We start from the raw sequence: 26,149 nt of genomic DNA on the forward strand, positions 1-26,149 counted from the left end.
TTTGGTTTAGCCATTTTGGATTCTGCTTTAGATTCTTGTTTTGCAATCTCTTGTTTTTTTGTAGCATTTTTTTAGGCTTTTTTCTCTTTCTTTTCCGCTTCTTTGGCTTCTTTTAGCTGTTTTTGAATCTCTTTTGCAGGGTCAAGATGAGTGCTTTGATATTGCGAATAAGTCCATACAATGCTAGGATCTGGCAAAAGACATACGGCAGTTTGATCCTTGCCTTCATAATCAATTTTGCTTAGAATATCTCGTGCGATATTGAGCCTTGCACGTTTTTTATCATTTGTATTGACAATTGTCCAAGGGCAAATGTGTGTGTGTGTGCGTGCGAACATCTTTTCAAATGCTTCTGTGTATTGCTCCCACAAATCAAGCGATTTACCATCAATTGGGCTAAGCTTCCACATTCTTAAAGGATCTGTTTTTCGGCGTAAGATTCTGCGTTTTTGTTCATCTCTGCCTACATCAAGGAAATATTTAAAAATCATTGTTCCACTTGAGATAAGCATTTGTTCAAGGTTAGCAACCTGTACAATAAACTCTTTGTATTGCTCTTGGGTGCAGAAATTCATCACTTTTTCAACACCCGCTCGGTTATACCAACTCCTATCGTAAAAGACAATCTCCCCACCGCTTGGCAATGTGCTGATGTATCGCTTAAAATACCACTCTGTCTTTTCTGTTTCAGTAGGCTTATTTAGGGCAACTACACGGCAACCGCGTGGATTCATATGGCTTGTTAGAGCCTTGATTGTTCCACCTTTACCTGCTGCATCGCGTCCTTCCATAATAATGATGACTTTTTGCTTTGTGGCTTTCACCCAGTTTTGAAGCTTTAAAAGCTCAATTTGAAGTTTTGTTAGCTCTTCAAGATAAAAATCCTCTTTCATACGCCCATTTTTTGCTTTGTAGATATCTTGGACATTCCTTTCGCTCTCTGGTCGAATGACGATTTGTCGTTCTTGCTTTGCCATAACCCACTCCTTGTGTTAAAATTTATGTTATTATAATGTATTGTTTTTTGATAAAAATCAAGTCGTAAGCAGAGATTTGTTTCAAGGAGTTACAAAATGAAGCCAAAAAGCGTTACAGATTCCATAATTTTACATAGTAATTTGGCACAAAAAGCCCTTATTTTGCTATCTCAAAAGGGGCTTAAAGTGGGCATAGCTGAAAGCTGCACGGGCGGATTGTTGAGTTATCATTTCACTTCTCTTGCTGGAGCTTCTAATGTGCTTGATGGTGCGATGATAAGCTATGCTAATGAGATTAAAGCTTCTTGGCTTAGCGTGGATAGGAGAGATTTAGAGCGATTTGGTGCTGTAAGTGAGCAGGTAGTTAGGGGAATGTGTGAAGGGATATTGCAACAGACACGAGCTGATGTGGCAATGGCTACAAGCGGCATTGCAGGACCAAGTGGCGGGAGTAGTCAAAAGCCTGTGGGGAGTGTGTTTATAGGTGTGCAGCTTAAGGGCGAGAGTGTGCATATTGCGTATTGTCATTTTGGTGGGGATAGACTATCCGTGCAGTCTCAAAGTTGTGCTAAAGCACTTGAAATGTTGATAATGGCATTAGACTCTTGACAAATTGAGTTAAACTCACTATAATTTCGCTCTTTTGTGTCTAAGGCAATGGGGCAATGGCAATGTTATGCTTGAGATACAATGTTGAAGGGCAGATGACCCGTTAGCTCAGCTGGTAGAGCAATTCCCTTTTAAGGAATGGGCCGTTGGTTCGAATCCAACACGGGTCACCACCAAGGATAAAAGTGGCCCCTTCATCTAACGGTTAGGATACCACCCTTTCACGGTGGCTACAGGGGTTCGAATCCCCTAGGGGTCACCACTTTTATTTTTGCTTATCTCATTTGGTCGCTTAGCTCAGTTGGTAGAGCGCCACCCTTACAAGGTGGATGTCACAAGTTCGAGCCTTGTAGCGACCACCACTTAATATTTTTTCGCTAAGCGATATTCTATGGAGCGGTAGTTCAGCTGGTTAGAATACCTGCCTGTCACGCAGGGGGTCGCGGGTTCGAGCCCCGTCCGCTCCGCCACCTTTAAGTCTCATTTCTCATTTTAATTCTTCTCTTTGTTACACACTTCTAAAACGAGTTATCAAGCTTGTCGTGTTTTAGAATCTTTTCCTTATCTCATTACAATGATTTCGTATTTATATAAAAATAATCTTTAAATGTCCTGTTGCGTATGGGATTGTAAGTGACAGAATCTCAAGTCTATAATTCACATTAAAATAAATTATTTAGAATATCTAATTAAAAAAATTTATAAAACTTTATATAAATATACTAAACTTTGCTATTTTTTAGCAATATATTTATTTATTTGCTAATTTATTTACTTTTTTTATGTTACAATGCCACCCGTTTCATTAGAAATCTGAAACAAACTTAGCAAACAATACAATACATTGCGAGTTTTCAAACAAATTGCAAAGTATGTCTAAACGGAATGAGAGGAAGTGATGAGCAAAAAAGATTTACTGCTTTGCCGTGTTATCGTTGAGTATTTGCAGCATAAAGAGCCTATTGGCTCTGAATCGCTCAAAACCTTAATGAATACAAAAATCTCATCTGCAACTATACGCAATTATTTTAAGGCATTGAGCGATGAGGGGCTATTGTTTCAGTCGCATATCAGTGGAGGGCGTATCCCTACGCTTAGTGCTTTGAAAGCGTATTGGTATAGGCATATTGATGCAATATCTACCATAGAGGCAGATTCTATGGAATGTATTCAAAAGGCATGTTTGGCTTGTGACATATTTTGTGTTTTAAGCGTAGAGCAAAGCAATAAGTTTGTATCTGTGTCTCATATAGACAATAAGCTTTTGCTTGATTTTGAGCATATCGGTATCACTCTGCCTTTTAGCAGTGCTTTGGAAAGATTCTTAGGCGAGTTAAAGGGGCTAGATGTGATAGATATGAGAAAAATTGCTTATCAAGTTCGTGCGACAGCCTTGCTTGATGTGTTGCAATGTGTGCAGAGTCGCAACTTGCGATTTTTTGGCGTTGGTGCATTGGCAGAAGTTTGCAAGGACGATGATGGCAGATTCCATCATATCATTAGCGGAGATATGTTTGATACGCTAGAGAATGGTATGTATTGTGAGGAGGTGTTGCCTAGCGGATATTTAGCCATTATGCAAGAGATAAGGCTAAAGTCCTGCCTTGATAAAAAAGGAATGGATAAAAAAGCAAGAATGCTCTGTATTGGGGCGTTAGATAGAGACTTTACGCAATTTTATTCGTGTATTCAATCTTAAAAAAAGGAGTGGTTTATATGGAAGAAAACAAACAAAGCCAAGATTTTGAGAATTTGCAGGATACAGATGAGAATCTAGAATCCACAGATTCACAAAGTCAAACCCAAGATACAGACGGCACCGAGATTCAAGATGAGCAAAATGAAAATTGGGAGAGCAAATACGCAGAACTAAAAGATCAATATGTAAGGGCTTTTGCGGATTTTGAAAATACAAAAAAGCGTTTAGAGCGAGATAAGAATCAAAGCTTAGAATATGCAAATGAGCGTGTGATGAGCGATTTGCTTCCTGTGCTTGATACACTTGAAAAAGCCTTGGAATCTGCACGGCAAAATCCACAAGCTTCGGCTATTGCTGAAGGGCTAGAGCTTACACTTGAAAGTTTTATTAAGGTGCTAAATAGGCACGGCGTTGAGTTGATTGCCACAGTTGGGGAGTTTGACCCTAATTTGCACGAATGCTTAATGCAAGTGCCAAGCCAAGAAAAAGTTGATGGGGAAATCCTCCAAACGCTACAAAAAGGGTTTGTGTATAAACAAAGAGTGCTACGACCAGCTATGGTGAGCGTAGTGAAAAATGAATCTTAGAAAGGAGGAGGTATGAGCAAGAAACCAATAAAATGTTTGGTTGGTGTGTTGATATTTGGTGTTGCATTTAATGTGGCTTTGGCTAATGAGATGCCAACCTGCCAAGAAGCTGTAGATTCTATGTCGGGCTATGGAGAATCTGGCGATTGTCTGTATCAATATAGTGGAGCAAAAATGCTTTCTGTTGATAGGGCAGTGGTGTAGTTACTTGTCAAGCGGTAATGAGTAGAGAATGCCCTGATATGCCCGGAGAAAACACATCTGGAGAAACTATAAAGTTCACCGCACAATATGGCATAGTAACTCATCAAATTTATGATGAGGGATATCTAGATTCTATTTTTTAGAATCTAGATTCTTAAAATTTAATTTTGAAAGGATAACAAATGGCAAAAGTAATAGGAATAGATTTAGGAACAACAAACTCCGCAATGGCGGTATATGAAGGCAATGAAGCAAAAATCATTGCTAACAAAGAGGGTAAAAACACCACGCCTTCAATCGTGGCTTTCACAGATAAGGGCGAGATTCTAGTCGGTGAGCCAGCAAAAAGACAAGCGGTAACCAACCCCAAAAAGACGATTTATTCTATCAAGCGGATTATGGGGCTTATGTTCAATGAAGATAAGGCAAAAGAGGCGGAGAAAAGACTGCCTTATAATATTGTAGATAGGAATGGCGCGTGTGCGGTAGAGATTGCCGATAAGATTTACACGCCTCAAGAGATTTCAGCTAAGATTCTAATGAAGCTCAAAGAAGATGCGGAAAGTTACTTGGGTGAAAGCGTAACAGAAGCAGTCATCACCGTCCCAGCGTATTTTAACGACTCTCAAAGAAAAGCAACAAAAGAAGCCGGGACAATCGCAGGGTTAAATGTTTTAAGAATCATTAATGAGCCAACTTCAGCTGCCCTTGCTTATGGCTTAGATAAAAAAGAAGCTGAAAAGATTATGGTTTATGACTTGGGCGGTGGGACATTTGATGTAACCGTGTTAGAAACGGGCGATAATGTCGTAGAAGTTCTTGCCACAGGCGGGGATGCGTTTTTAGGCGGCGATGACTTTGATAACAGAATCATTGATTGGGCGGCTGAAGAGTTTAAGAGCGATGAAGGTATTGATCTTAAAAATGATGTAATGGCGTTACAAAGGTTAAAAGATGCTGCAGAGAATGCGAAAAAAGAGCTAAGCTCCGCTCAAGAAACAGAGATTAATCTCCCCTTTATCACCGCAGATGCGAGCGGTCCAAAGCACTTGGTGAAAAAAATCACTCGTGCGAAGTTTGAAAGCTTGATTGATGATTTGATTGAAGATACGATTAAAAAAATTGATTTTGTGATTAAAGATGCGGGATTATCACAGAGTGATATTAGCGAAGTTGTTATGGTAGGTGGCTCTACGCGGATTCCAAAAGTGCAAGAGCGAGTGAAAGAATTTATCGGTAAAGATTTAAATAAATCAGTCAATCCCGATGAGGTTGTTGCAGTAGGTGCGGCGATTCAAGGTGGGGTGCTGAAAGGTGATGTAAAAGATGTGCTTTTGCTTGATGTAACGCCTTTAAGCTTAGGTATTGAAACTGCTGGTGGAATCTCAACAAAAGTCGTGGAAAGGGGCGTTACAATCCCTACAAAAAAAACGCAAGTCTTTTCTACTTATGAAGATAATCAACCTGCTGTTAGCATTAATGTCTTACAGGGGGAAAGGGAGCTTGCAAGGGATAATAAATCTCTAGGGCGATTTGATTTAAGCGGGATTCCAGCTGCACCTCGCGGTGTGCCTCAAATTGAAGTTACATTTGATATTGACGCCAATGGAATCTTAACCGTTTCAGCAAAAGACAAAGCCACAGGCAAGTCTCAAGAGATTAAGATTAGTGGCTCAAGTGGGCTTTCAGATTCAGAGATTGAAAAAATGGTCAAAGAAGCTGAACTTCACAAGGAAGAAGATAGCAAGAAAAAGGCGATTATTGAGCTAAGAAATAGTGCGGATTCTTTAGTGTATCAAACCAAAAAGAGCCTTGAAGAGTTTAAAGATAAGCTAGATTCTGCTGAAGTGGCTAAAATAGAATCTGCGTTAAGTGAGCTAGAAACAACGCTTAAAAATGAGAATGCTTCAAAAGAGGAGCTTGAAACAAAGATTAAAAATCTCACAGAAGCAAGTCATCAACTCGCCCAAGCTGCCTATGCTAAGGAGCAAGGCAATGCTCAAGCAGGTGGGGATTCAAAGAAAAAAGATGATGATGTCATTGATGCGGAAGTGGAATAAATTCTCAAAAATCCTTCAAAATCTCCCTTGACATACAATACTAAATCTCCTACAATAGAATTTTGTTTTAGCGTAGGAGGTTGGTATGGGCTATGTAACAAAAACTTTATGGAAACTTGCTATTTGTGCTATGCTTGTGGCGACTTTGGGCTGCTCTGATTCTAAAGAGAAGCAACAAAAAGAGCAAAAGGAGCAAACTTTGCAAGATTCGCATAATACACGACATAATATAGCAAAGCCAAATATTGTTATTCTCGCCACAGGTGGGACAATTGCCGGAGCGGTTGATTCTTCATTGCAAACAACAGGCTACCAAGCAGGAGTGCTAAGTATAGAATCTTTGTTGCAATCTGTGCCGGAGCTTGCCAATGTAGCAAACCTAGAAAGTGAGCAAATTGCCAATATTGATAGTGCGGATATGAGCGATGAGATATGGCTTAGACTTGCTAAACGCGTGAATGCCTTGCTTAAAAGCTCTCAAGTTGATGGTGTGGTGATAACGCACGGCACGGACACAATGGAAGAGAGTGCGTTTTTCTTGCATTTAGTGGCAAAAAGTGATAAGCCCATTGTGTTTGTGGGGGCTATGCGTCCAAGCACAGCTCTTAGTGCCGATGGTCCTAAAAATCTCTATAATGCTATCTCTCTTGCAGCAAATCCCGAATCTAAAGGCAAGGGCGTTATGGTGGTAATGAATGATAGGATTCAGAGTGCGAGATATGTGAGTAAAACTCACACGCTTAATGTCAATGCCTTCGCTTCACCAAATGCCAGTGATATGGGCTATATCCTTGATGGCAAGGCATTTTTCTATACAACCCCAGCTAAACCTCATACCTTGCAAAGTGAGTTTGATGTAGATAAGCTAGATTCCTTGCCTAAAGTTGATATTCTCTATTCCTATGCTAATGATAACTCCCAAGTGGCGGCTCAAGCGTTGTTTAACCACGGCACAAAAGGGCTTGTTATTGCAGGAAGCGGAGCAGGGAGCATTCACAAAAATCATAAAGATATGCTTAAAAAGCTTATGCAAAATGGCTTAGTGGTGGTGCAAAGCTCAAGGGTGAATAATGGCTTAGTCATCGCAAATGAGGAGGATTCTAAGCTTGGGTTTATCAGTAGCTATGATTTGAATCCACAAAAAGCACGAGTGTTGCTGATGTTGGCTTTAAGCAAAACAGATAATAATGAGCGGATTGCTAAGATTTTTGAATCTTATTAGGGTTGAAAAAGGTTTTGTTTAAATTCTTTTTTAAATTTTATGCTAGATTCTAAGGGCGGTAGGCGTAATTCAGCAAAGGAGCAGTGATAAGCGTATTATCATAGTTTTGACACTCTTAGTGGTGGTTGGCACGGGATATTATGTGCTAAAGGCATATAATCCTATTTTTGTTTTGCTTTTCTCTGGCATAGTTGTATTGTGTGGGGCGTTTTTTCTCTATGGTGCGGAAGTGCCACTACCTAAAAATACCCCTTCTCAATGTGTTTTTTAGATGTGTATAAATTCCTATCAGCTACTTTTGCAAAGACACTCAGAAGTTGGATTGATTATTATGTCTGTGGCTGGGTTTGCTACATATATGAAGCATATCAATGCCTCTCTTCAAAACTCGCCTTTGTCGCAAATGCCCCGTTAGGCAAAATCAAAAATAAATACCTTATCCTAAGTGGGACTTTTGTGGTGGGTATGATGCTAAAGATTGTTATTTCAAGCTATGCTGGGCTTATTTTGTTGCTGTTAGCGAGTATTTATCCTGTGCTTATCTCTCTTGGAATCCGCCCTATCACAGCGGTTTCTGTGCTATCACTCATTACGCTTGATTATGGTCCAAAAGATGGCAACTCAATCAATATGGCAAAAATGGTAGGGGAGCCTGATAATGTTGTGGGATTATTTTTGAACTATCAGTTATGGAGTGTTGTGGCGTATGTTGTTATTATCGCTCTTGTGATACCGCTGTATTATGCGTATGTGGATAAAAGAGATAGAGCAAACTCATCGGCTGAAAATGTAGAAGTTGCAGAAATTACTAACCCACAATGCCCATTTTTTTATATTTTATTGCCGTGGCTACCTATTGTGCTGCTATTTGGGACATATTTTGCTGGAATCAAGCTTGATGTGGTGAGTGCAAATTTTATTGCTATCTCTTTTTGCTTTTTGATTGAGTTTATACGCCATAGGGACGGCAAAAGAGTGAGTGAAGATATTGTTGTGGTGCTAAAGGCAATGGCAGAGATTTTTGTCTCTGTGGTGAGTATTATCATCGCTGCAAGTATGTTTGCTGAAGGGATAAAGGCTTTAGGCGGACTTGAAGTCATAGTGGGGTATTTGGCAAGTATGGGGAATGTCGCCGTGCTACTTTGTATCATCGTGTTAAGTTTCCTTGTCTTTGGGATTACAATCATTATGGGAAGTGGGATAGCGGCATTTAGTGCTATTGGAAACATCGCGGCAAATCTCGCTCCAAAGCTTGGCATTAAGCCTATTATCTTGGTTTTACCCCTTGAGATAGCTTCTTGTCTTGGTAGGGCAGCTTCACCCATTGCTGGTAGCATTTTAGCCCTAGCTGGATTTGCCAAGCTAGAGCCTTTGGCGATTATCAAACGAACCTTGCCATTATAGCAAAGTTTTTATTTGAATTTTCAAAAATTTGTCTTTAAAATTTAAAAAATTACAAGATATGTGAAAATCAAAAAATATTTAAAAAATTTTATTTATCAATAATTTTTATTGTATAATATTTTTTAAGCAATATATATTCACTGCTTAAATTTTTAACCAAAAGGAGACGAAATGGCAAATTTCAAGTCATTAACCACAACCACAGGACGCCAAGTTGGTGATAACCAAAATGTAATGAGCGTAGGACCACGCGGACCGCTACTTTTGCAAGATACTTGGTATTTAGAGAAACTAGCGGCATTTGATAGAGAGAGAATCCCCGAGCGCGTAGTGCATGCACGCGGAAGTGGCGCACACGGCGTATTTGAAGCTACTGCTGATATTAGCAAATATTCAAAAGCAGCGGTATTTAAAAAAGGCACAAAAACGCCTATGTTTATTCGTTTTTCAACCGTTGCCCCAGAGTTAGGCTCAGCTGATGCGGTGCGCGACCCTAGAGGTTTTGCGGTTAAATTTTATACAACAGAGGGAAATTGGGATTTAGTTGGCAATAATACGCCTATTTTCTTTATCCGCGACCCATATAAATTCCCTGATTTTATCCACAGCCAAAAGCGCGACCCAAAAACACATATCCAAAACCCTGAAAGGTGGTGGGATTTTTGGTGTCAAACCCCAGAGGCATTGCACCAAATCACCTATCTTATGGGCGATAGAGGCATACCTGCAAGCTACCGCAATATGAATGGCTACGGAAGCCACACTTTTAGTCTTATCAATGACAAAAATCAGCGATTTTGGGTGAAATTTCATTTTCACACAATGCAAGGGATAAAAAACCTCACAAATGAAGAGGCGGCAGCGATTCGTGCGGTAGATATGGATTCTCATCAACGCGATTTGTTTGAGTCAATCGAAAAGGGCGATTATCCCAAATGGAGAGTTTCAATCCAAGTAATGCCCGAATCAGAAGCAAAGACTTATCGATTCCACCCATTTGATGTAACAAAGACTTGGAGTCATAAGGATTATCCGCTTATTGAGATTGGTATTATGACACTTAATAAAAACCCAGAAAATTACTTTGCCGAAGTTGAACAAGCCGCGTTTAATCCCGCTAGTGTGGTGCCAGGCATTGGGTATAGTCCAGATAGATTGCTTCAAGGCAGACTCTTTGCTTATGGGGATACACAACGCTACCGACTAGGCATTAACCACCATCAGATTCCGATAAATGCACCAAAATCCGCGCTTAATTCTAGTGTGCGCGATGGCTATATGACAAATGGCGCGTATGGCAGCATTCGCAATTATGAACCTAGTATTTTGGACGGATATAAGGATAATTGGAGTTTAAAAGAGCCGATTTTAGACCCGCTAAACTTTGAGAGTGAAAGCAAACTCGGGCAGTGGGATTATAGAGAAGATGACGATGATTACTACACACAAGCGGGTGATTTGTATCGGCTAATGAGTAGCGATGAGAAAGAGCGGCTTTGTCAAACGATTGCAGGCACGATGAAAGGCATAAATGAAAAAATCATTAAGTTGCAATTAGAGCATTTTAATAAGGCTGATAGCAACTATGCAGCAAGAATAGCCCAGCTTCTAAAATAAACTTAAGGGCAAATCTGCCCTTAAAAATAAAAGGAAAACAATGAATTTGACTAAAGAAGAATATGAAAAAATGCAAGAATTTGTTAAATTTTCTTTTGATTTTGCGAGGCAAGATGATGTTCATTCTTTAAAAATTATGTTAGAAAATGGACTTAATGTAAATTTGGCAAATCACAAGGGCGACACACTTTTAATGCTTGCAAGCTATCACAACAGCATTGAATGTGTGAAATTGTTGCTTGAATTTGGTGCAAATGTTGATAAGGCAAATGATAAAGGACACACGCCACTTGCTGGAGTTTGCTTTAAGGGTTATGAGGAGGTGGCAAAGATTTTGCTTGAAAATGGGGCAAATCCAAATGGCTTTGAGGGGCAAGGTGGAGCTTTAAGTCCTATAAATACAGCTATAATGTTTCGTAGAAAGGAAATTTTAAGCTTACTTTTAAGATATAACACTCAAAAGCTTCACTTTTGGCAAAGATTGTTTCTTAAATTTAGCCCTATTAAAGACAAAAGAATTCAAAGGCTTTAGAATTTTGAAAAATACAACGGTTAATTTAACTGTCAATATTGTCGTGGCGTGGAGCTTTACGCTGTAAATATGCTGCAAGTGCAAGAAGTTTTTAGATTCTATGCTAGAATCCATAGTTAATATTTTTGGAATAAAGGCACACAATGGATTCTTATGAATATGGCGAGTTGTTAAAAACTTTGCAAAATAAAGCACAAAATATAGCAAAGATACTAAACCCAGATTCCTTGCAAAAGCGAATGGATGAGATTAATGCATTAGAATCTCACCAAGAGTTTTGGAATGACGCAAAAAAGGCGGGGGAAATCACAAAGGAAAAGCGAAAATGTGAGCGGATTTTAAGCACTTATACAGAGATGAAAGCCGAGCTAGATGACGCAAAAGAGCTATTTGAGATAGCAGAAAGTGAGGGGGATTCTAGCACTTTGGAGCTGTTGTTTGAAAATGTAGAATCTTTGCAAAGCCATATACAAAAGGTAGAAATTGAGGTTATGCTAAGTGGGGAGTTTGACTCATCAAATGCTATTATTACCATTCAGCCCGGAGCCGGTGGGACGGAGTCCCAAGATTGGGCAAGTATGCTATATCGTATGTATTTGCGTTGGAGTGAGCGGCGGGGCTTTAAAGTGGAGCTGCTAGACCATCAAGATGGCGAAGAGGCGGGTATCAAAGGGGCGGCGTTTATCATCAAAGGTGAGAATGCCTATGGTTATGCCAAAAGCGAAAATGGTGTGCATAGGCTTGTTAGAATTTCCCCATTTGATGCTAATGCCAAGCGACATACAAGCTTTGCTAGTGTGCAGGTAAGCCCGGAATTGAGTGAAGACATAGACATTGAGATTTTGGATAAGGACATTCGCATTGATACCTATCGTGCCAGTGGTGCGGGCGGACAGCACGTAAATAAGACAGAATCTGCTATCCGCATAACGCACTTTCCAACAGGCATAGTCGTGCAGTGTCAAAATGATCGCAGTCAGCATAAAAATAAGGCAACAGCTATGAAAATGCTGCAAAGCAAACTCTATGAGCTAGAGCGGTTGAAACAAAGTGAGGGCGTGGCAAATGCCGAAAAAAGCGAGATAGGCTGGGGACATCAAATCCGTAGCTATGTCCTAGCCCCCTATCAGCAGGTAAAGGACTTGCGGAGCAATTACGCTACAAGCGATACAGAAGGCGTTTTAGATGGCGATATTGATGACTTAATAGAATCTGTGCTTGTTTTGGGGGAAGGGGTTTAGCTATTAAAGAAAAAAGCCACAAAAGAGCACCTTCTTTTGATGGAAAGTTTTTTTTAAAGTAGTTGAATCTAATTCTCGGCGAATTTTTCCCTTTCATTTTGGTCAGCAGTCTATCACTCCTAATAAGCTCCTTGCCTATAAGTTATTTCAATGATTTGGATTATTGTTATTTCACCATTTGCATTGACTGTGCCTATAACTCTATAATTACCAAATCGCCAGCGATAGCGATTGTCATCAAAGCCTTTTAAATGCTTGGCATTAGCTAAAAATCTAGGGTCGCTTTCTAGGTTTGGTAATTGATTGTAGAGAAAATTAAAGATTGATAAAGCGACTTGCTGCTGATTGCCACGAAGTAATTTACCAAGAAACTTATCCGCTTTTTTCTCTATGACAACCTTAATCATCGCTATCCGCAGTATTCATATAATTTAGTGTTTGATTGTGGATTGCCGCTCTTTGCTCATCGCTCATAGAGTGTAATATTTTTTTGGCAGTGTTTGCGGATGCGGATTTGTTAAAATCCACAAACTTTGGCTCATTGACTTTCTCATTGAGCTTGGATTTTAGATAAGCAAATAAGGCTTCATTTTCTTTCTTCATCTGCTCTGCTTTTTCAATCTTTTTCTTGGTGCTTTCTAAAGAATTAAAAATTTGCCTAGCAGTCATATTTTCATATTTAGCGTAATCAATTTGCGGATTCATTTGACCTCCTTTTATTCCTTGTTGCCTATTTTCATATCCGTGAATCGCCTACTGTCTAAAGAGATGTAAGTTTCTTGTTTCAACAAATTGAATTTCTATATTCATCATAGCATATTTTAGCAAGAAAACCCCATTTCTTAATGTAGAACTGTTTTATTAGTATATGCGTAGAGTATTTTCAAATGGGTTTTTAGAATCGTAAAATACACATTCATTAGTTATATGCTTATTTTATGTATAATTCTTAATACTTTATATAAAAGGAGTGAAAATGCTGAGTGTAGGGATTGGCGAGATTCAAAAAAATACAGCTATTTTTTCTAACCTAAAAGAATCTATACAAATTGTAGATAAAAGGAAGCATCAGGTATTAGCGATTGTCCATCCAGCAAATCAAGCGAAAAATTCTATTGCCAAAACACTTGCGGGCAAATATAAAAATCAAGCAAGTCAAAACGCCAAAAATACAAGCTTAGAAGACATAAAACAAAAAGCTATGCTTGAAGCCCTAGGGGAGAAATATGGTCTATCTCATTGATACAAATATCATTATCCGCTTTTTGATTGGCGATAATGATGAGCTTTTAGCAGTTAGTAGTGAGTATTTTAGGCAGATAGAAAATGGCGATATGAAGGCTGAGATTCTAAGTGAAGTGCTAATGGAGGCGTATTTTGTGCTAACAAAGTTTTATAAGATTAATAAGGCTGAAGTCTTGCAGGATTTAAAGACTATTCTTTGCCTTGAAGGCATAGTGAATAAAGATAAAGCCATACTCATTGAAACGCTCAATATCATAGAGCATAGGCATATAGATTTTGTTGATGCACTTATTTGTGCTAAATGCAGACTGCAGAATTATCACAAGCTCAGTTTTGATAAGGATTTAGATAAATGCTAGTTCAAATGGGAGGGTATGAGAAACCTAACTTAAAGATAAGACTATCAAAGAAAGAAGCTAACAAGACTCCTATCTCTAAAGGCAGAATCCTAGCTCTCGCTACTCATCATCAGTGTCAATACAGGCTCTCCATCATCATCACCATCACAAATACACTTTAAACCTAAGGTTTCTTTTTGTCCTTTAGCATTTGTAATAAGCATATCGTAAAACACTATGGATTCATCTTTGCAGTGAGTTATTTTAAGATATAAGAGCATTAAGGCATCATTTAGTCTTGCCGTATATGCTTCATACTCGGGCTTATTGCTTGTAAGCTCTGCAAATAGTCCATCTGTAATAGCAATAGGATAAACAAAGCCAAACTCCTTAGATTCCGCCGTGATGTCAATTAATATGCCATCTTGAATGGCTTGCTTTCTTGTGTAGCTATGAAATATTTCCATTTTTATTCCTTTGGGATATTTGTAGTAGTATGGCTACTAAGATTATTTGGCTAATCTTAGCTATAACAGTTTGCCTTGCTTAGCAAAGTAAGCATAATCTAGAGAGTTGCACTTTTCTAGCACGATGCCTAGAATCTCTTATTGCTTTACCTTTTTTGATTTGGTAAAGACTCTTAGGCTTTAGCTCATCGTTTGCAGTTTCTTCTCGTGGATATTATCAACAACTGCCAATTCCACTTCAGTGGTGTATTTGATTACTTTATCTAGGCTTTCAACATCATCAAGCAAATCGTGTTTAACTAAGAATCTACCCTTTTCATAAAACACTAAGCCATAGATGGAAAAATCACTATCAATAATGTCTCGTTCATAGGTTTTTTCCCCATCAATGTCAATGAATCCACTCCAAAGATCCATTTCTATATCGCTAGAGCACATAGGCTTACCATCATAGTAGGCATATAGCTCTACTTCTCCGCAATCTTTGTTAGAAAAACCTAGTGTGAGTTTAGAATCGTCTTTGGCGTATGTGAATGTCTTAGTCTTCTTGTTCCATACCCTAAAATCAAAATCACTTGCCTTCATTTTACTCCTTTTATGAAATGTGTTTTACTACATCATTCTTATTTTGAAGATGTAGTATTTGCTATATTTGTAAGACTTATTTGTTCGCTTGCGGGAGCAATTATAGTGGATTGTTGAATCTCATTTCAAATGAGATTTCTTAGATAATACACATTTTTCTTGCATTTATTTGGCAACATAAATGACAGAATCTAGAGTGTAGTGTCAAACAAGATAAACTTGTGCTAGAATCTATCTCTAAATAGCACAAGGATAGATAATGAACGAAGGCGCAAGATTTGATTTGTGGAATATCACTAAACAATCAATTCATAAGAAAACACACAAGAAAAACATACAGCCACGCAGGATTTATTGGGTAGCCATAGGACAAAATATAGGAAGCGAGATTTATGAAAAGATTCTGCTTTTACACGCCCTGTGCTTGTGCTCAATATATTCTATAATCAAATGTTCTTGAGTGTTCCACTTAGTGGTAAATCTAAGGGCAAGAGTGGGAAGCTCTATCACAAATTCATAGATAGCAAAGGAAGATTGCAAGTTGCTTTACTTAGTCAAATAAAAGTGTTTGATAGCAGAATGGTAGAAAGATTACTTGCAAATATAGAGTCTAAAGAATTTGCATTAATAAAACAAAGAATCAAAGAAAATATCATAGGGATAGACTAAAGAAGTGAATAACCCCTGCTCTAAGATAGGGAAACCTACTTTTACAAGTAAGCCATTACTTTCTATCTCTAGAAAGTAATGGGGTAATTCTAGTTATTTCAATTTTAGAATTACTTTAAATATTTTTTAACAATTTGAATTCTAGTAATCCCCACTAGATTCTTTCTTTAACAGCCCCCCCCCCATTTAACTAATACACTCTCTCACGCCCAAGGCTTGAGAGTCCAAGCTCGTATTTCATAACCTTTGAACGATTCCTAGGTTTAATGCGCATATCATCACAATACGCTTAGAAAGGCTTCACCACTTCCAAGATATAAGTTGTTTTTAAGAGTGCAGAGCTATGATTGCGGATGAAATTCAAGAGGCGACATAGTGAGTAGTGCCAAAAGGTTTCTGCTCCGCCTCACTTCTTCTATTTGGTCATAATATCTAACAAACCTTGGTCCATAAGTCTTGATTATGCCATCTAAAATATCTCTTTATGGTTATTTATATTTCTTTTACATTAACCTACCTGATCTCTCCAGCTTCCCTTGTGGGAGAAAAAATGCTCATTATCTGTTTTTTACTCAAATGTAAATCAAAGTATGTGCTATAAAATACTTCAGTAGAGTGCAAAAGCGTATCAAAATCCATCTCACTTGGATTATTACACATATAAAGCCATTGAAGCAAAATAGGCAAATCTACGCTTGGAGCAAATGGGCGATATGAGCCTAATGGAAATTTATAGACTCTTTTATTTTGGATTGCCTTGATGGGCTGCCACAATGGGCTTTTGAGTATATCTTGGGGCATAAGCGTATTAAAATTATTAATATAGATAATATCCGGATCGAGTTTGTATATATCTTCAAGTGTTATTTTTACAATATTTTGACTAGCAATAACATTTTGTCCGCCACTTGTTTGCAATAAATAATCCGCAAAAATGCCGCCTACCCAAATAGCCTTATCACTCTCAAAATAATGTATCACCAATGCCTTTGGCTTATCATTATTTGATTTTGCCCTTACTTTTTTCATCATCTCATCTTGAATACTTTGAGTAAAGTCTAAAAATCTTTTTGCTTTTATCTCAACATCTAAAATAGGGGCTAACACTGTAATCCAACCCTTGATTGTTTCAAATGAGTTATACCCCCATTTATTGACACTGAGCTCTATTGTTGGAATCTTGCTCTGTTTCATTGCCTGACATAGCTTGATATTTGCACTATGACACACAAACAAATCTGGCTTAAGCGAAAGAAGATCTTCTATATTTTCATTCTCTCCACTTGGAATACGACTAATCTCGGAAAACATATCAAGTAAAAAGGAATTTTTTAACGCATTTTTGCTTGATTTTGGCATATACACGATGCTTTTTGCACTCTTTTCAAGCATAATAACAACAGGAGGCAATGGCCACATACCGCCCCCAATCACAATGCGAGTAGGCTTTTTTGGAATCTCAACACTATATCCTTTATCATCTTTATACATATAAGGAAAAGCACCAAACACATTCACACTAAGTAGCACATATAGCATTATGAAACGCATTATCACACCCCCTTCGCACATACAATATCACTCTCAACCCACTGCATAAATGTGTCAAAAAAATATTCTGTCGCAGGCATAAATCCCTGCCCCAAATGAAACTCCGGATCAAGCGAGGTAACATATAAATTCCCCTTAAAAGTTGTATCCTTATAAATAATGCTTTCATCTAATTCATTGACTAGTATATTTTGAGCATTTTTTGGCGGATAAAATGCTCCGTGGTAGTGCCACTTTGCATCTTTAACCGCCATTTTGCTAAATAAACCATCTTTTGTAGAATCTTCTGCCTTATTCCCATCTGAATCTAAGGCATATAAAGGCATATCTGCATTAGGGATAAGCCACCACCAAAAATTAACAGGATAATCCCTCCATATAATGTTTGGCAAATAATCTTGTGTAATCTCCCCAAAAGAAACAATATGTCCTCCAGATTCCAAATAGGAAATGAACTTTTGTTTATGCTTAACCAAGCTATGTGCGTCCATTCTTGAGCTTAAAACAATATAATCAAACGCTTCAAGATTCAAAGATTGTAAATCTAAAAAATGGCAGCGTTTAGAGAAGAAATGCGCATATTTTTCATTTTTATTTGTGAAAAAATATCTATGAAATGAGCTACCACCTGTGATAATGGCATTTGTAAGCTTATGGGAAGAAAGGCTTTGTATATGTTTATTAGGCACAAAGTCTAAATAATTAAGCTTTGTATCACAAGAATTTTGCGAAGTCTTATATTTTTGCTCTGCCATATTATCAACATTACCAACATTATCAATCTTGTGTGCTGCCCCATCTTGCTTAATCCGCCCTAACTCCCTACCAAGCCATTGCAGAAGATTAAACCCCATTCTTCTTGCTGTCGTATTATCCATAAGCCCAAAACTTAATAAATCCGCATTTGCTGTTGATAGAATAACACCTTGGGTAGATTCTCTATCAATATAACCAACACACTCCCCCTGACAATCACTTAAGAGATGCTCCACTTTATGTGGAAAAGCACTCATATCAAAAAACCCACGATTAAAAAATCCTTTGACACCACGCCTATGATTTATATCATATTCCCTTACTCCATCAAAAATAATTGCCGCAGATTCACTCTTAGCAAACTTTACAACCCTATCTCTAATTGGAACTTGGCTCTGTATATAACCCTTACTATAAGGTAAAATCTGCATAAAATCACTCATAAAAGATAGCACCACGCCCCCAGATTCAAGAAAACTAAGAATCTTATCTTTAAAGCGTGAAAGATAATACTCATCAATCCCCATAGGCAAAACAACCGCACAAAATCCGCTCAAATTAAGCGAGTGAAATTCATTATACAAATCTACATACTGCAAAATATCCTTGTATAAAAAATGTGTTGAAACACTCTGATCTTTTAGACTTCCTGATTCAAGATAAGCAATCTTACCAAAAGTTTCAAGCTCTTTATAATGATAAAGATTCTCTAAGTTATTTTTTATACCACTACAACCACATTTACTAGACATCTTTTTATCCTTTCATTGAAGTAAATTTATAAATTCTATGAATTATATTGCGTTTTTTTTTTTTTTCAATATAATAACCGCTCTTATTTTTAATTTTTAAAGAAAGGATTCAAAATGAAACACTCTACCAAAAAAAGTGTATCTATTTTTCTTTGCTGTTTTATGCTCCCTGTTTATATGCAAGCTTATGAGCAAGAAGAAAAACCAAGCAGTGCAGAAAGGAATGTCAAGCTTGAAAAATCTGTTGTCAAAGCACAAGTGATTATGTCAGAGCTACCCATAGAGCTACAATCTAAGCAAATTAGTGTTGTTGAAAAAAAGGACTTGCTCCAAAAAAGTAATGGCAATATACAATCTATCCTAGAATCTGTGCCCGGCATCTTATACTCTCGCTCTGGTGGCATTAATGGACAAATTACATTTCGTGGGCAAAACTCCAATAGCTCTCGCTCCATCGTAATGATAGATGGCGTGAGATACTCTGGTCGCAATACCCTAGAACTCAACACCCTTGATCCCTACGCCTTTGAAAGTATAGAAATTATACGCGGTCCGGCAAGCTCACTATGGGGAAGTGATGCTATGAATGGTGTTGTAAATTTTAGATCTCGCACTTCATCATACAATACACAAAGCGATACTTTTGCTGCCACAGCTAGAATCCGTGCCTTAGAATATGGCAGTGTGAATAATCTTTTTGGTGGAAGGGCTGAAGTGCTTGGCGGAGGGGGAGGCTGGGATATGCTTATTGGAGTAAGCTCAAAAACAGCACAAGACTACACTACACCCATTAAAGAAAACAACTCATACAAAGCAAAAAATTCATCGTTTAACTATCTGGGCGTGGATTTTAACATTGGCTATACCAAAGATTCTACACGCTACTATACTCAAGGTCGTTATACAAGAGTAGAATCTCATCGTGCTGGAGGTTTAGGTGCAGCACCGGGATCAAGCTATGGAATCTTAATGAGTGAAGATCCAATCAGCGAATATTATTTAAGAGTAGGAATGAAAAAATCTCAACTCTCTTTTGCAGAATCTATGGAAAGCTATCTCTATTATAGACATTGGGATACAGATATTTGGAATAACCGCACCGCATTTACAACCACAGCAAATATCCATCAACAAGTTTATAACAACAATTACTTTGGCGGACGCTTAGTGTTTAATAGTAGAATTAACAAGCATTATCTTACTTATGGAGCTGAATTTGAAAGCTCTTACTCTCCAACACAAGTAAGGCAAAATAATCTTGCAGACAACACAAGCAAAACAACAAACCGCCCATCTAGCACCACCGATTTTGCTTTATTTATTAAAGATGATTTTAGCGCTACTCCATCTTGGTATCTTTTGGCATCTCTTAGAGGAGACTATGTACTCACAACAATTTCAAAAACAAAATCAAGTACGGAACAATCCAACAATAATCAAGCCATCCATATTGAAAACTCTCGCCTCCTTGATGAAAATAGCGTAATCCACAGCGGTGCTATCACAGGCTCTCTTGGTTCAGTGTATTTTCTTAATGACTATATAAGCAATGTGATTAATGTCAGTCACAACTTCAAAAATCCAAGTGCTGGTACGCGTATGCAAGTCACACCAAGTGGCAGCTCAACACTCACTATCGCAAATCCTCTTATCAAGCCAGAATATTCACAAAGTGCTGAGTTTGGCTTTAGATTCCAAAGTGATAATCACTATGCTTCATTAATTGGCTTTTTTACACATTATACTGATATGCTTGCCTTTAGCTCCTATCAAAGTGCAATAGCTAACACAAATAACGCTTATAGATATGAAAATATAGGAAAGGCAATCATCACAGGTGTAGAAATTGAGGGGAAACATAGCTTCTTTGACGATAGGCTTATGCTTTCTTATGTAGGCTCTTATAATTATGGTGAAAATCTCACAGACAATAAGCCTATTGCTTATCTTGCACCACTTTATGGTCAGGTATCCTTATCACTGCAATTTAACAAATGGTATGTCAATCTCACACAAAGGGGATATGGAGCAAAAACTCGCATAGATCCAAATGAAGAGAGGGCAACACAAGCCTATACAATGACAGATTTATACTTGGGATTAAAACTTGGTGGTTTTTCTACAAAACTACAAGATATGGAGCTTTTAATTGGAGCAAATAATCTCTTTAATCAAGTTGGCAGAAACCCTGTAACCGTCCAAAGCATAAAACACCAAATAGCACTGACAAATCCTCTTGTAGAGCCGGGTAGAAATGTTTTTGTTAAATATATCTGGAATTATTAATGCAGATTCTAAAAGCAATGTTTGCCTCTATCTTAGGCTCTTTCATCATAGTGATTTTTGCTCTTATTTGTCTAAGCAGTGGCAGATATGCTCTGCCCATTGAAGATATTATCCAAGTGCTATGTGGCAATGGAGATGAGACGCAAAATAATGTTATTTTTTATTTTCGTCTTCCTCGCATTCTTGTAGCCATTATTGTTGGTGCTGGATTAAGTGTAGCTGGTGGGGCGTTTCAAAGTCTATTTCGCAATCCCTTAGCAACACCTGATATTTTAGGCGTTACAAGTGGAGCAAGTTTTGGTGCAGTGCTAGGACTGCTTTTAGGATTAAGTATGGATTATATCAGCATTGCTGGATTCATCTTTGGTATTCTTTCACTTGCTTTAGTTGCGTGTATTGGCTATAACAAAAATGCACCATCTCAAACCACCACAATGATTTTAAGCGGCATTATCGTAGGGGCTTTGTTCCAAAGTCTTATAGGCATAGTCAAATACATTGCCGATCCACAAGACACACTCCCAACCATCACCTATTGGCTCTTAGGCTCTTTAGATGTGGCATTGGAAAGCTATGTCATATTCAATCTTATTGGCATTATCTTTGGCATAGTCATTATTTTTATCTTGCGTTGGAAGCTCAATCTCCTTATGCTAGAAGATGATGAAGCCAAAAGCCTAGGGGTTAATCTCACACTTTTGCGAGCTTATATCATCATTTCAAGCACAATGATTGTTGCTTGCTCAATAAGTATGTGTGGCGTTATTGGCTGGGTGGGGCTGCTTGTGCCTCATATTGCACGATTACTTATTGGCAATGAAAATTCAAAGCTAATCCCGCTTAGTATGTTTATTGGTGCGTTATTCCTTATGCTTATTGATACCCTATCACGCACACTTTCAAGCGAACAAATCCCTATATCAATTCTCACTTCACTTGTTGGAGCGCCATTTTTTATTTATATTTTACGCAAAAATCAAAGGGGATAAAATGTTTGCCATAAACAATGCAAGTTTCAAAAGAAAAAATACGCAGATTCTCAATAATATCCATCTTACCCTACAAGAAGGTGAAGTGCTAGGTATCTTAGGCTGTAATGGAGCGGGTAAAACAACCTTACTTAAATGTATGGTTGGGCTGCTTGAATGGAATCTTGGGGAGAGTATCTTGCTTGGAAAATCACTTAAAGCTTACAATCAGCAAGAGTTATGGAAAATTATCTCGTATGTCCCACAGGCAAAGACGCAAATCTTTAATATCAAGGTGCTTGATATGGTCGCACTTGGGTGCAATCCATCTGTGCGATTTAAGCCAAATATGACACATTTTAAACAAGCACACGATATTTTAGACAAGCTTCATCTTACACATTTAACGCATAAGCTTTGCCTTAACTTAAGCGGCGGAGAATTGCAAATGGTGCTATTTGCACGGGCTTTAGTTAAAAATCCAAAGATTCTTATCCTTGATGAGCCAGAATCAAACCTTGACTTTCATAATCAAAAAACCATTTTAGATATGCTAAAACGCCTTAGCAACAACGGCTGCACCATTATTCTTAACACACATTTTCCTTCACACGCTAGATTTTTGTCGCATAAAGTCGTGTTACTTCATAAAATCACTGATTGCTTAGATTCACCACAAGACACAAATGCTATTTTTGGAAACGCCAAACATCTACTCACTTCAAAGTATTTAAGCCAACTCTACAATGTGCCATTACATACAGAATCTATGCCTATGGAAAATGAATATATTTTTAGGGTTTGACCATAAAATGCCTTTTGCCCTAACACTTTGATGAATGACAGCTTTAGAATAAAGTTTTGAAGATTTTCTTACAAATTTATCTCACTTTTTCAATTTTTTATCATAACGCTGTCAAAGCTGTGGTTTATAATCCTGCTTCAAATTTATTACAAGGAGTAGAAAATGACAAACTACATTGAGCTTGAGAAAAGTGGTAGGGTTTATAGGATTGAGAAGATTAAAGGCAAGTATTGCCCTGCAATAAGGCGAAGATTGTCAAAATGTTTATCTAAATCATTGTCATAAGATTCTAATCTTTGTTTTGAAAAAAGAGTGATGATTTGTTCCTCAAGCACTAGAATCCTTTATATTCAAAAATCTATTTTGGCGGAATGATACAAGATTCTTTGTTTGATAGCATTTGGCACTATTGCTAGAATCCATAGCGTTAAGTAAGAGAGTAGAGTAAGACTAGCCTACCCCTTAACTACAAGGTAGGCTATGGATTATCTTAGTAGCACTTGACTATTATGAGACATAATAGTATCATAGCGACTAAGATTTTCAGACAAATCTTACTCATCGTAACCTCCTTTGTAAAGAAGTAGGTTACTCTAAGAGAGGTCGCACTCTCTTAGGCAACCTCTAATCACAATTATATCACATTTAAAATCCCAAATTAGAATCCAAACTTAGCTTTGTCTTATCCTTGTTTTTTTTGGCTTAAACAATAAGCTTCTCGTAAAAACACTTACACACAAACTTAATCATAAACCTCTTTTCTATCTGCAATACGAGTCACACATATAATTAGTTTATCTTGTTGCTTTTGATAGATAATCCTAAAATTCCCAGCTCTTTTTCTAAATTTGCCTTTATGTCTGCCCTTAAGTGCTTTATCACCACTGAAATTGCCATTTTGTAAATCTAAAAGTTTATCTTTGATGATTCTTTTGTCTTTTAGAGCTAAATGAGCAATGAATAGATTCTCTTTTTCCTCAACAAAGACTTCATACATCATCTAAGCCTGTTTTGCTAAAAAAGTCTTGTAATGGCAAGGTTGTTCTTTTGCCTTCTTGTAGCTCATCAAGGATAGTATCACTCATCAATTCATCTATTCTATCCTGATAAGCGATAATGGCTCTTTCTATGAGTGTTGTGCGTGTGAGATTTGTTTCTCTTGCCGCGTGATCCAATGTTTTGAGTAAATCATTGTCTAGTCTTATGTTAATTGCTGTCTTCATAAAGCTACCCTTGTATTTTGTATATACAATTATACATACAATAGTTAAATGTGCATTCGAGTTGATTTTTAACTTGGAATATATAAAAAAGTTTGAAAAGTATGCTTTTCAAACTAATGTGTTTTCCTTGAAATGCCCTTTGATGCGAGATTCTATGATGTTTTAAGTTTTCCACCCTTGTGATACTAAAACTTAAAGTTATAGATATTGGGAATTAAAAAACATATAATATATGTATAATAATTATATATCTAATAATATTATTTGTATATTAAACATCTATTATATTAAAATTATATATTATACTTTTAATATATAAACTAAAATTATTATATAATCATCAGCATATCCTCAAACATCAAAACAAAAAAGATAAATCTCATTTGCACTTCATAGTATGAAAAATGTTGAACTTTTACTAATTTTATCGCTATTTTTGCCAAATTTGTTGAACTTTTACCAGTTTTCCAAAGCTTCTATAAAGTATTATAAATATTATAAAGCTTTTCACTCGTATCAAACAAAAAGAATCGGTTTTTTAGTTTTTTGCTGTCAAAGAAGGAATAGCTAATGCTTCCTAGCGAGAATCCAAACTTTTAAGTAAGATTTAACCTAAAGCAATTTGTTTTTAAGAAAAAAGAGCTTTAATATTATCTAGAATAGAGTTTGTTGGGTGATTTGGCTACTTGTTTTTCCTTTCTTTGGCAGAATGTCTTCGTTGTTTATAGGGCTTCTTATTTTTCTTTCTCTGTCTTCTACACTGCTATTATTCTAGATATGCTCTGACTTTTTCATCTTTAAGATCTGACATAAGTTCTTGTATTTGTCTTTTTGATAGAATTTCATAAAAACCTAGATCTTTGAATATTGTTTCGAGCTTATAGGTTGTTCTAGTTTTGTGCATTAGCATAAAGTGCATTATGGACCTTATGGGTTCAGTGTGTATTTCACGCTTTAAGCTTCTTGTTTGTTTTTTTGCAGAAATTACTAAATCCTAAAATTGGTTTAAGATAGTCTTGATAATCATATATCAATGTTTTTGCAAGAAATCTTGTGTAGGCTATGCTGAAATTAATTATTATTTTGTTATCATCTTTATATATAGAATCTATGAATGTAAAATATATTGATGTGTTGTTTTCATCTTTGGAATCTAATTGAACGCCACAATCTCCAATTTCTACGAGCTTTTCATAAAACCAAGTAGCGTTAGTTTGAGTTCCGCTATACTCACTATAAGCTTGTTTTGCTTGGTTTGGATTTGTTATTATTTTGAATATTTGCTCTCTTTTATGTAGTTCTATTTCTCCATAGTCTCCTTGAACTCCTGTTATAAGAGATTCTAAGACATCTTTATGCTTTTGTGTAAGCAGTCTTCCAGTGATAGCTACTCTTGTGTGCTCATTATCTTGTAGAACATACTTTTGATTTTTCTTTATAAAATCATTATATATTCTTGATTTTGTGATATTGCGACTTGGCAGGAATATTCCTACTATATTTTCTAACTTGGTGGAAGTGAATCCCACATCAAATTGTTTTTTAACATGAAAAAGTTCATCAATTGTGGCTGGTACAGTTAGCATAATTTTACCTTTCTAGATTTTTTCTTTTCATTCTCCCATCTTTGTATATCTTCCAAGCTCTCTTCGTGCGTATCAATAATTTTGATAAATTGCTTACGGGGGTAGTGTGTACTCACTTGAAAGAGTGTGGTTTTTCTAGGAATGACTTTTATTATTCGACTTCTATCTTTCCATACTTGTGAATTAGTGATGCCTAGGTTATCTTTTATGAGCTTGAGCTCTCGTTCTTGGCTTGCTAAGTTTTGTTGATTGTTACTCTTTTTAAAATTAAGCTCATAGGCAATGCGCACAGCATCAACAAAAGCACTTGCCCCCTTGTTTTACTTGTTTCATTATTGTTGCCTTTGGTGTTGTGATGTGTAATAAGTATGGCTTGATCATTTTCCCGCACAATATGATTTAAACAATCCATGAATCTTCTTGCCTGTGAGTTACTATTTTCATCGCCATCATAAAATGCGATTAAAGGATATATGACAATAAGCTTATAGTCTTTAAATAGCTCCGTAAAATATGGAAGAGTGTTTGTTGTGATAGGAGGAGGCATTTCATTGCAAATATGGATATAGGAAAGAATATCTAGAATCCCTTCATAATCGCTTTAGATGTCTACATTAAGCTGAAATATGTCTGAGCAAATATCTTCTAATCGTTCTTTGATTGTTTGCTGTGTGTCTTCGCTAAGCCATAAGAGACATTTTGTTTGAGATTTTGCTAAACGACAAGCAATTTGGGCGGCAAGAAAAGACTTTCCCACACCACCATT

30 protein-coding genes, 4 tRNA genes and 1 pseudogene are annotated in these 26,149 nt (G+C 37.1%); 23 read left to right on the plus strand and 12 right to left on the minus strand.

Features of this window, described 5'->3' with window-relative positions; translation table 11 throughout:
- Nucleotides 1–71 precede the first annotated feature (71 nt).
- Nucleotides 72–977, minus strand: a complete 906-nt coding sequence (gene ppk2, locus HCN_RS01035) for a polyphosphate kinase 2 (protein WP_014666284.1) — start codon at nucleotides 975–977, stop codon at nucleotides 72–74.
- Nucleotides 978–1,073: 96 nt separating this feature from the next.
- On the opposite strand from ppk2, the gene HCN_RS01040 reads away from it, so the two are divergent.
- The 16 genes from HCN_RS01040 (at nucleotide 1,074) to prfB (ending at nucleotide 12,152) form a co-directional block, all read left to right on the plus strand.
- Nucleotides 1,074–1,586, plus strand: a complete 513-nt coding sequence (locus HCN_RS01040) for a CinA family protein (protein WP_002957328.1) — start codon at nucleotides 1,074–1,076, stop codon at nucleotides 1,584–1,586.
- A gap of 97 nt (nucleotides 1,587–1,683) precedes the next feature.
- Nucleotides 1,684–1,759, plus strand: a tRNA-Lys gene (locus HCN_RS01045).
- Between the two features lie 14 nt (nucleotides 1,760–1,773).
- Nucleotides 1,774–1,848 (plus strand) — tRNA-Glu (locus HCN_RS01050).
- A 24-nt stretch (nucleotides 1,849–1,872) separates the two neighbouring features.
- Nucleotides 1,873–1,948, plus strand: a tRNA-Val gene (locus tag HCN_RS01055).
- Between the two features lie 31 nt (nucleotides 1,949–1,979).
- Nucleotides 1,980–2,056, plus strand: a tRNA-Asp gene (locus HCN_RS01060).
- A 428-nt stretch (nucleotides 2,057–2,484) separates the two neighbouring features.
- Nucleotides 2,485–3,285 carry an HrcA family transcriptional regulator gene (locus HCN_RS01065; protein ID WP_002957327.1) on the plus strand — a complete coding sequence of 267 codons (801 nt, stop codon included), beginning with the start codon at nucleotides 2,485–2,487 and terminating at the stop codon, nucleotides 3,283–3,285.
- Between the two features lie 17 nt (nucleotides 3,286–3,302).
- The gene (gene grpE, locus HCN_RS01070; protein ID WP_014666286.1) at nucleotides 3,303–3,872 is read left to right on the plus strand and encodes a nucleotide exchange factor GrpE; all 570 of its coding nucleotides are present in this window, start codon (nucleotides 3,303–3,305) and stop codon (nucleotides 3,870–3,872) included.
- 12 nt (nucleotides 3,873–3,884) lie between these two features.
- A complete protein-coding gene (locus HCN_RS01075) occupies nucleotides 3,885–4,076 on the plus strand; it encodes a hypothetical protein (protein ID WP_014666287.1) in 192 nt (63 codons plus the stop codon).
- A gap of 17 nt (nucleotides 4,077–4,093) precedes the next feature.
- Nucleotides 4,094–4,219, plus strand: a complete 126-nt coding sequence (locus tag HCN_RS12320; protein ID WP_268898888.1) for a hypothetical protein — start codon at nucleotides 4,094–4,096, stop codon at nucleotides 4,217–4,219.
- A 39-nt stretch (nucleotides 4,220–4,258) separates the two neighbouring features.
- A complete protein-coding gene (gene dnaK, locus HCN_RS01080; protein ID WP_002957323.1) occupies nucleotides 4,259–6,136 on the plus strand; it encodes a molecular chaperone DnaK in 1,878 nt (625 codons plus the stop codon).
- Between the two features lie 85 nt (nucleotides 6,137–6,221).
- The gene (locus HCN_RS01085; protein WP_014666288.1) at nucleotides 6,222–7,358 is read left to right on the plus strand and encodes an asparaginase; all 1,137 of its coding nucleotides are present in this window, start codon (nucleotides 6,222–6,224) and stop codon (nucleotides 7,356–7,358) included.
- A gap of 106 nt (nucleotides 7,359–7,464) precedes the next feature.
- The gene (locus HCN_RS11820) at nucleotides 7,465–7,629 is read left to right on the plus strand and encodes a hypothetical protein (RefSeq protein ID WP_158309884.1); all 165 of its coding nucleotides are present in this window, start codon (nucleotides 7,465–7,467) and stop codon (nucleotides 7,627–7,629) included.
- Nucleotides 7,617–8,762 (plus strand): C4-dicarboxylate transporter DcuC, encoded by a 1,146-nt coding sequence (gene dcuC / locus HCN_RS01090; RefSeq protein WP_014667504.1) that lies wholly within the window; start codon nucleotides 7,617–7,619, stop codon nucleotides 8,760–8,762. The genes HCN_RS11820 and dcuC overlap by 13 nt, the downstream gene beginning before the upstream one ends.
- Nucleotides 8,763–8,933: 171 nt before the next feature.
- A complete protein-coding gene (locus HCN_RS01095) occupies nucleotides 8,934–10,379 on the plus strand; it encodes a catalase (RefSeq protein WP_002957320.1) in 1,446 nt (481 codons plus the stop codon).
- A gap of 40 nt (nucleotides 10,380–10,419) precedes the next feature.
- The gene (locus tag HCN_RS01100; protein ID WP_002957319.1) at nucleotides 10,420–10,911 is read left to right on the plus strand and encodes an ankyrin repeat domain-containing protein; all 492 of its coding nucleotides are present in this window, start codon (nucleotides 10,420–10,422) and stop codon (nucleotides 10,909–10,911) included.
- 143 nt (nucleotides 10,912–11,054) lie between these two features.
- Nucleotides 11,055–12,152, plus strand: a complete 1,098-nt coding sequence (prfB, locus tag HCN_RS01105) for a peptide chain release factor 2 (RefSeq protein WP_002957318.1) — start codon at nucleotides 11,055–11,057, stop codon at nucleotides 12,150–12,152.
- A gap of 119 nt (nucleotides 12,153–12,271) precedes the next feature.
- On the opposite strand, the gene HCN_RS01110 is transcribed toward prfB, so the two are convergent.
- Nucleotides 12,272–12,559 (minus strand): type II toxin-antitoxin system RelE family toxin, encoded by a 288-nt coding sequence (locus HCN_RS01110; RefSeq protein ID WP_014666289.1) that lies wholly within the window; start codon nucleotides 12,557–12,559, stop codon nucleotides 12,272–12,274.
- Nucleotides 12,552–12,857: a hypothetical protein gene (locus HCN_RS01115; protein WP_002957316.1), complete on the minus strand. Its 306-nt coding sequence runs from the start codon at nucleotides 12,855–12,857 to the stop codon at nucleotides 12,552–12,554. Before HCN_RS01115 ends, HCN_RS01110 begins: the two co-directional genes overlap by 8 nt.
- Nucleotides 12,858–13,128: 271 nt before the next feature.
- Between HCN_RS01115 and HCN_RS01120 the strand changes: the two genes are divergently transcribed.
- Together HCN_RS01120 and HCN_RS01125 are read left to right on the plus strand one after the other, a co-directional pair.
- On the plus strand, nucleotides 13,129–13,395 hold the full coding sequence (locus HCN_RS01120; protein ID WP_014666290.1) for a hypothetical protein: 267 nt from the start codon (nucleotides 13,129–13,131) through the stop codon (nucleotides 13,393–13,395).
- Nucleotides 13,379–13,756 carry a PIN domain-containing protein gene (locus HCN_RS01125; protein ID WP_014666291.1) on the plus strand — a complete coding sequence of 126 codons (378 nt, stop codon included), beginning with the start codon at nucleotides 13,379–13,381 and terminating at the stop codon, nucleotides 13,754–13,756. Before HCN_RS01120 ends, HCN_RS01125 begins: the two co-directional genes overlap by 17 nt.
- A gap of 89 nt (nucleotides 13,757–13,845) precedes the next feature.
- Here HCN_RS01125 and HCN_RS01130 read toward each other — a convergent pair whose 3' ends face one another.
- On the minus strand, nucleotides 13,846–14,202 hold the full coding sequence (locus HCN_RS01130) for a DUF6573 family protein (protein WP_014666292.1): 357 nt from the start codon (nucleotides 14,200–14,202) through the stop codon (nucleotides 13,846–13,848).
- Nucleotides 14,203–14,382: 180 nt separating this feature from the next.
- A complete protein-coding gene (locus tag HCN_RS01135) occupies nucleotides 14,383–14,787 on the minus strand; it encodes a YopX family protein (protein WP_014666293.1) in 405 nt (134 codons plus the stop codon).
- Between the two features lie 259 nt (nucleotides 14,788–15,046).
- On the opposite strand from HCN_RS01135, the gene HCN_RS01140 reads away from it, so the two are divergent.
- On the plus strand, nucleotides 15,047–15,247 hold the full coding sequence (locus HCN_RS01140; protein WP_014666294.1) for a hypothetical protein: 201 nt from the start codon (nucleotides 15,047–15,049) through the stop codon (nucleotides 15,245–15,247).
- Nucleotides 15,238–15,456: a hypothetical protein gene (locus HCN_RS12550; protein ID WP_081495220.1), complete on the plus strand. Its 219-nt coding sequence runs from the start codon at nucleotides 15,238–15,240 to the stop codon at nucleotides 15,454–15,456. The genes HCN_RS01140 and HCN_RS12550 overlap by 10 nt, the downstream gene beginning before the upstream one ends.
- A 513-nt stretch (nucleotides 15,457–15,969) precedes the next feature.
- On the opposite strand, the gene HCN_RS01150 is transcribed toward HCN_RS12550, so the two are convergent.
- Both HCN_RS01150 and HCN_RS01155 read right to left on the minus strand, forming a co-directional pair.
- A complete protein-coding gene (locus HCN_RS01150; RefSeq protein WP_014667505.1) occupies nucleotides 15,970–17,007 on the minus strand; it encodes an ABC transporter substrate-binding protein in 1,038 nt (345 codons plus the stop codon).
- A gap of 2 nt (nucleotides 17,008–17,009) precedes the next feature.
- Entirely contained in the window at nucleotides 17,010–18,515 is a 1,506-nt protein-coding gene (locus tag HCN_RS01155; protein WP_014666296.1) for a hypothetical protein, read from the minus strand.
- Between the two features lie 114 nt (nucleotides 18,516–18,629).
- Between HCN_RS01155 and HCN_RS01160 the strand changes: the two genes are divergently transcribed.
- The 3 genes from HCN_RS01160 to HCN_RS01170 are packed head-to-tail and all read left to right on the plus strand — an operon-like array spanning nucleotide 18,630 to nucleotide 22,574.
- On the plus strand, nucleotides 18,630–20,801 hold the full coding sequence (locus HCN_RS01160) for a TonB-dependent receptor (protein WP_014667506.1): 2,172 nt from the start codon (nucleotides 18,630–18,632) through the stop codon (nucleotides 20,799–20,801).
- Entirely contained in the window at nucleotides 20,801–21,790 is a 990-nt protein-coding gene (locus HCN_RS01165) for a FecCD family ABC transporter permease (RefSeq protein WP_002957306.1), read from the plus strand. The genes HCN_RS01160 and HCN_RS01165 overlap by 1 nt, the downstream gene beginning before the upstream one ends.
- 1 nt (nucleotide 21,791) lies before the next feature.
- A complete protein-coding gene (locus tag HCN_RS01170) occupies nucleotides 21,792–22,574 on the plus strand; it encodes an ABC transporter ATP-binding protein (protein ID WP_002957305.1) in 783 nt (260 codons plus the stop codon).
- A gap of 200 nt (nucleotides 22,575–22,774) precedes the next feature.
- On the opposite strand, the gene HCN_RS12325 is transcribed toward HCN_RS01170, so the two are convergent.
- The 5 genes and pseudogenes from HCN_RS12325 to HCN_RS11825 all read right to left on the minus strand — a co-directional run bounded on the left by HCN_RS12325 (nucleotide 22,775) and on the right by HCN_RS11825 (nucleotide 26,140).
- Nucleotides 22,775–22,909, minus strand: coding sequence for a hypothetical protein (locus tag HCN_RS12325; protein ID WP_269764003.1), 135 nt, complete (start codon nucleotides 22,907–22,909; stop codon nucleotides 22,775–22,777).
- A 407-nt stretch (nucleotides 22,910–23,316) separates the two neighbouring features.
- Nucleotides 23,317–23,574 (minus strand): type II toxin-antitoxin system RelE family toxin, encoded by a 258-nt coding sequence (locus HCN_RS01175; RefSeq protein WP_014667507.1) that lies wholly within the window; start codon nucleotides 23,572–23,574, stop codon nucleotides 23,317–23,319.
- Complete coding sequence (locus HCN_RS01180) at nucleotides 23,564–23,797, minus strand: ribbon-helix-helix protein, CopG family (protein WP_002957303.1); 234 nt, start codon at nucleotides 23,795–23,797, stop codon at nucleotides 23,564–23,566. Before HCN_RS01180 ends, HCN_RS01175 begins: the two co-directional genes overlap by 11 nt.
- A 947-nt stretch (nucleotides 23,798–24,744) precedes the next feature.
- Nucleotides 24,745–25,383, minus strand: a complete 639-nt coding sequence (locus HCN_RS01185; protein WP_014666297.1) for a hypothetical protein — start codon at nucleotides 25,381–25,383, stop codon at nucleotides 24,745–24,747.
- Nucleotides 25,384–25,618: 235 nt separating this feature from the next.
- Nucleotides 25,619–26,140 (minus strand): annotated as a pseudogene (locus HCN_RS11825) (AAA family ATPase).
- Nucleotides 26,141–26,149 lie beyond the last annotated feature (9 nt).

This window comes from Helicobacter cinaedi PAGU611 (genome assembly GCF_000284635.1).
GTDB lineage: Bacteria > Campylobacterota > Campylobacteria > Campylobacterales > Helicobacteraceae > Helicobacter_C > Helicobacter_C cinaedi.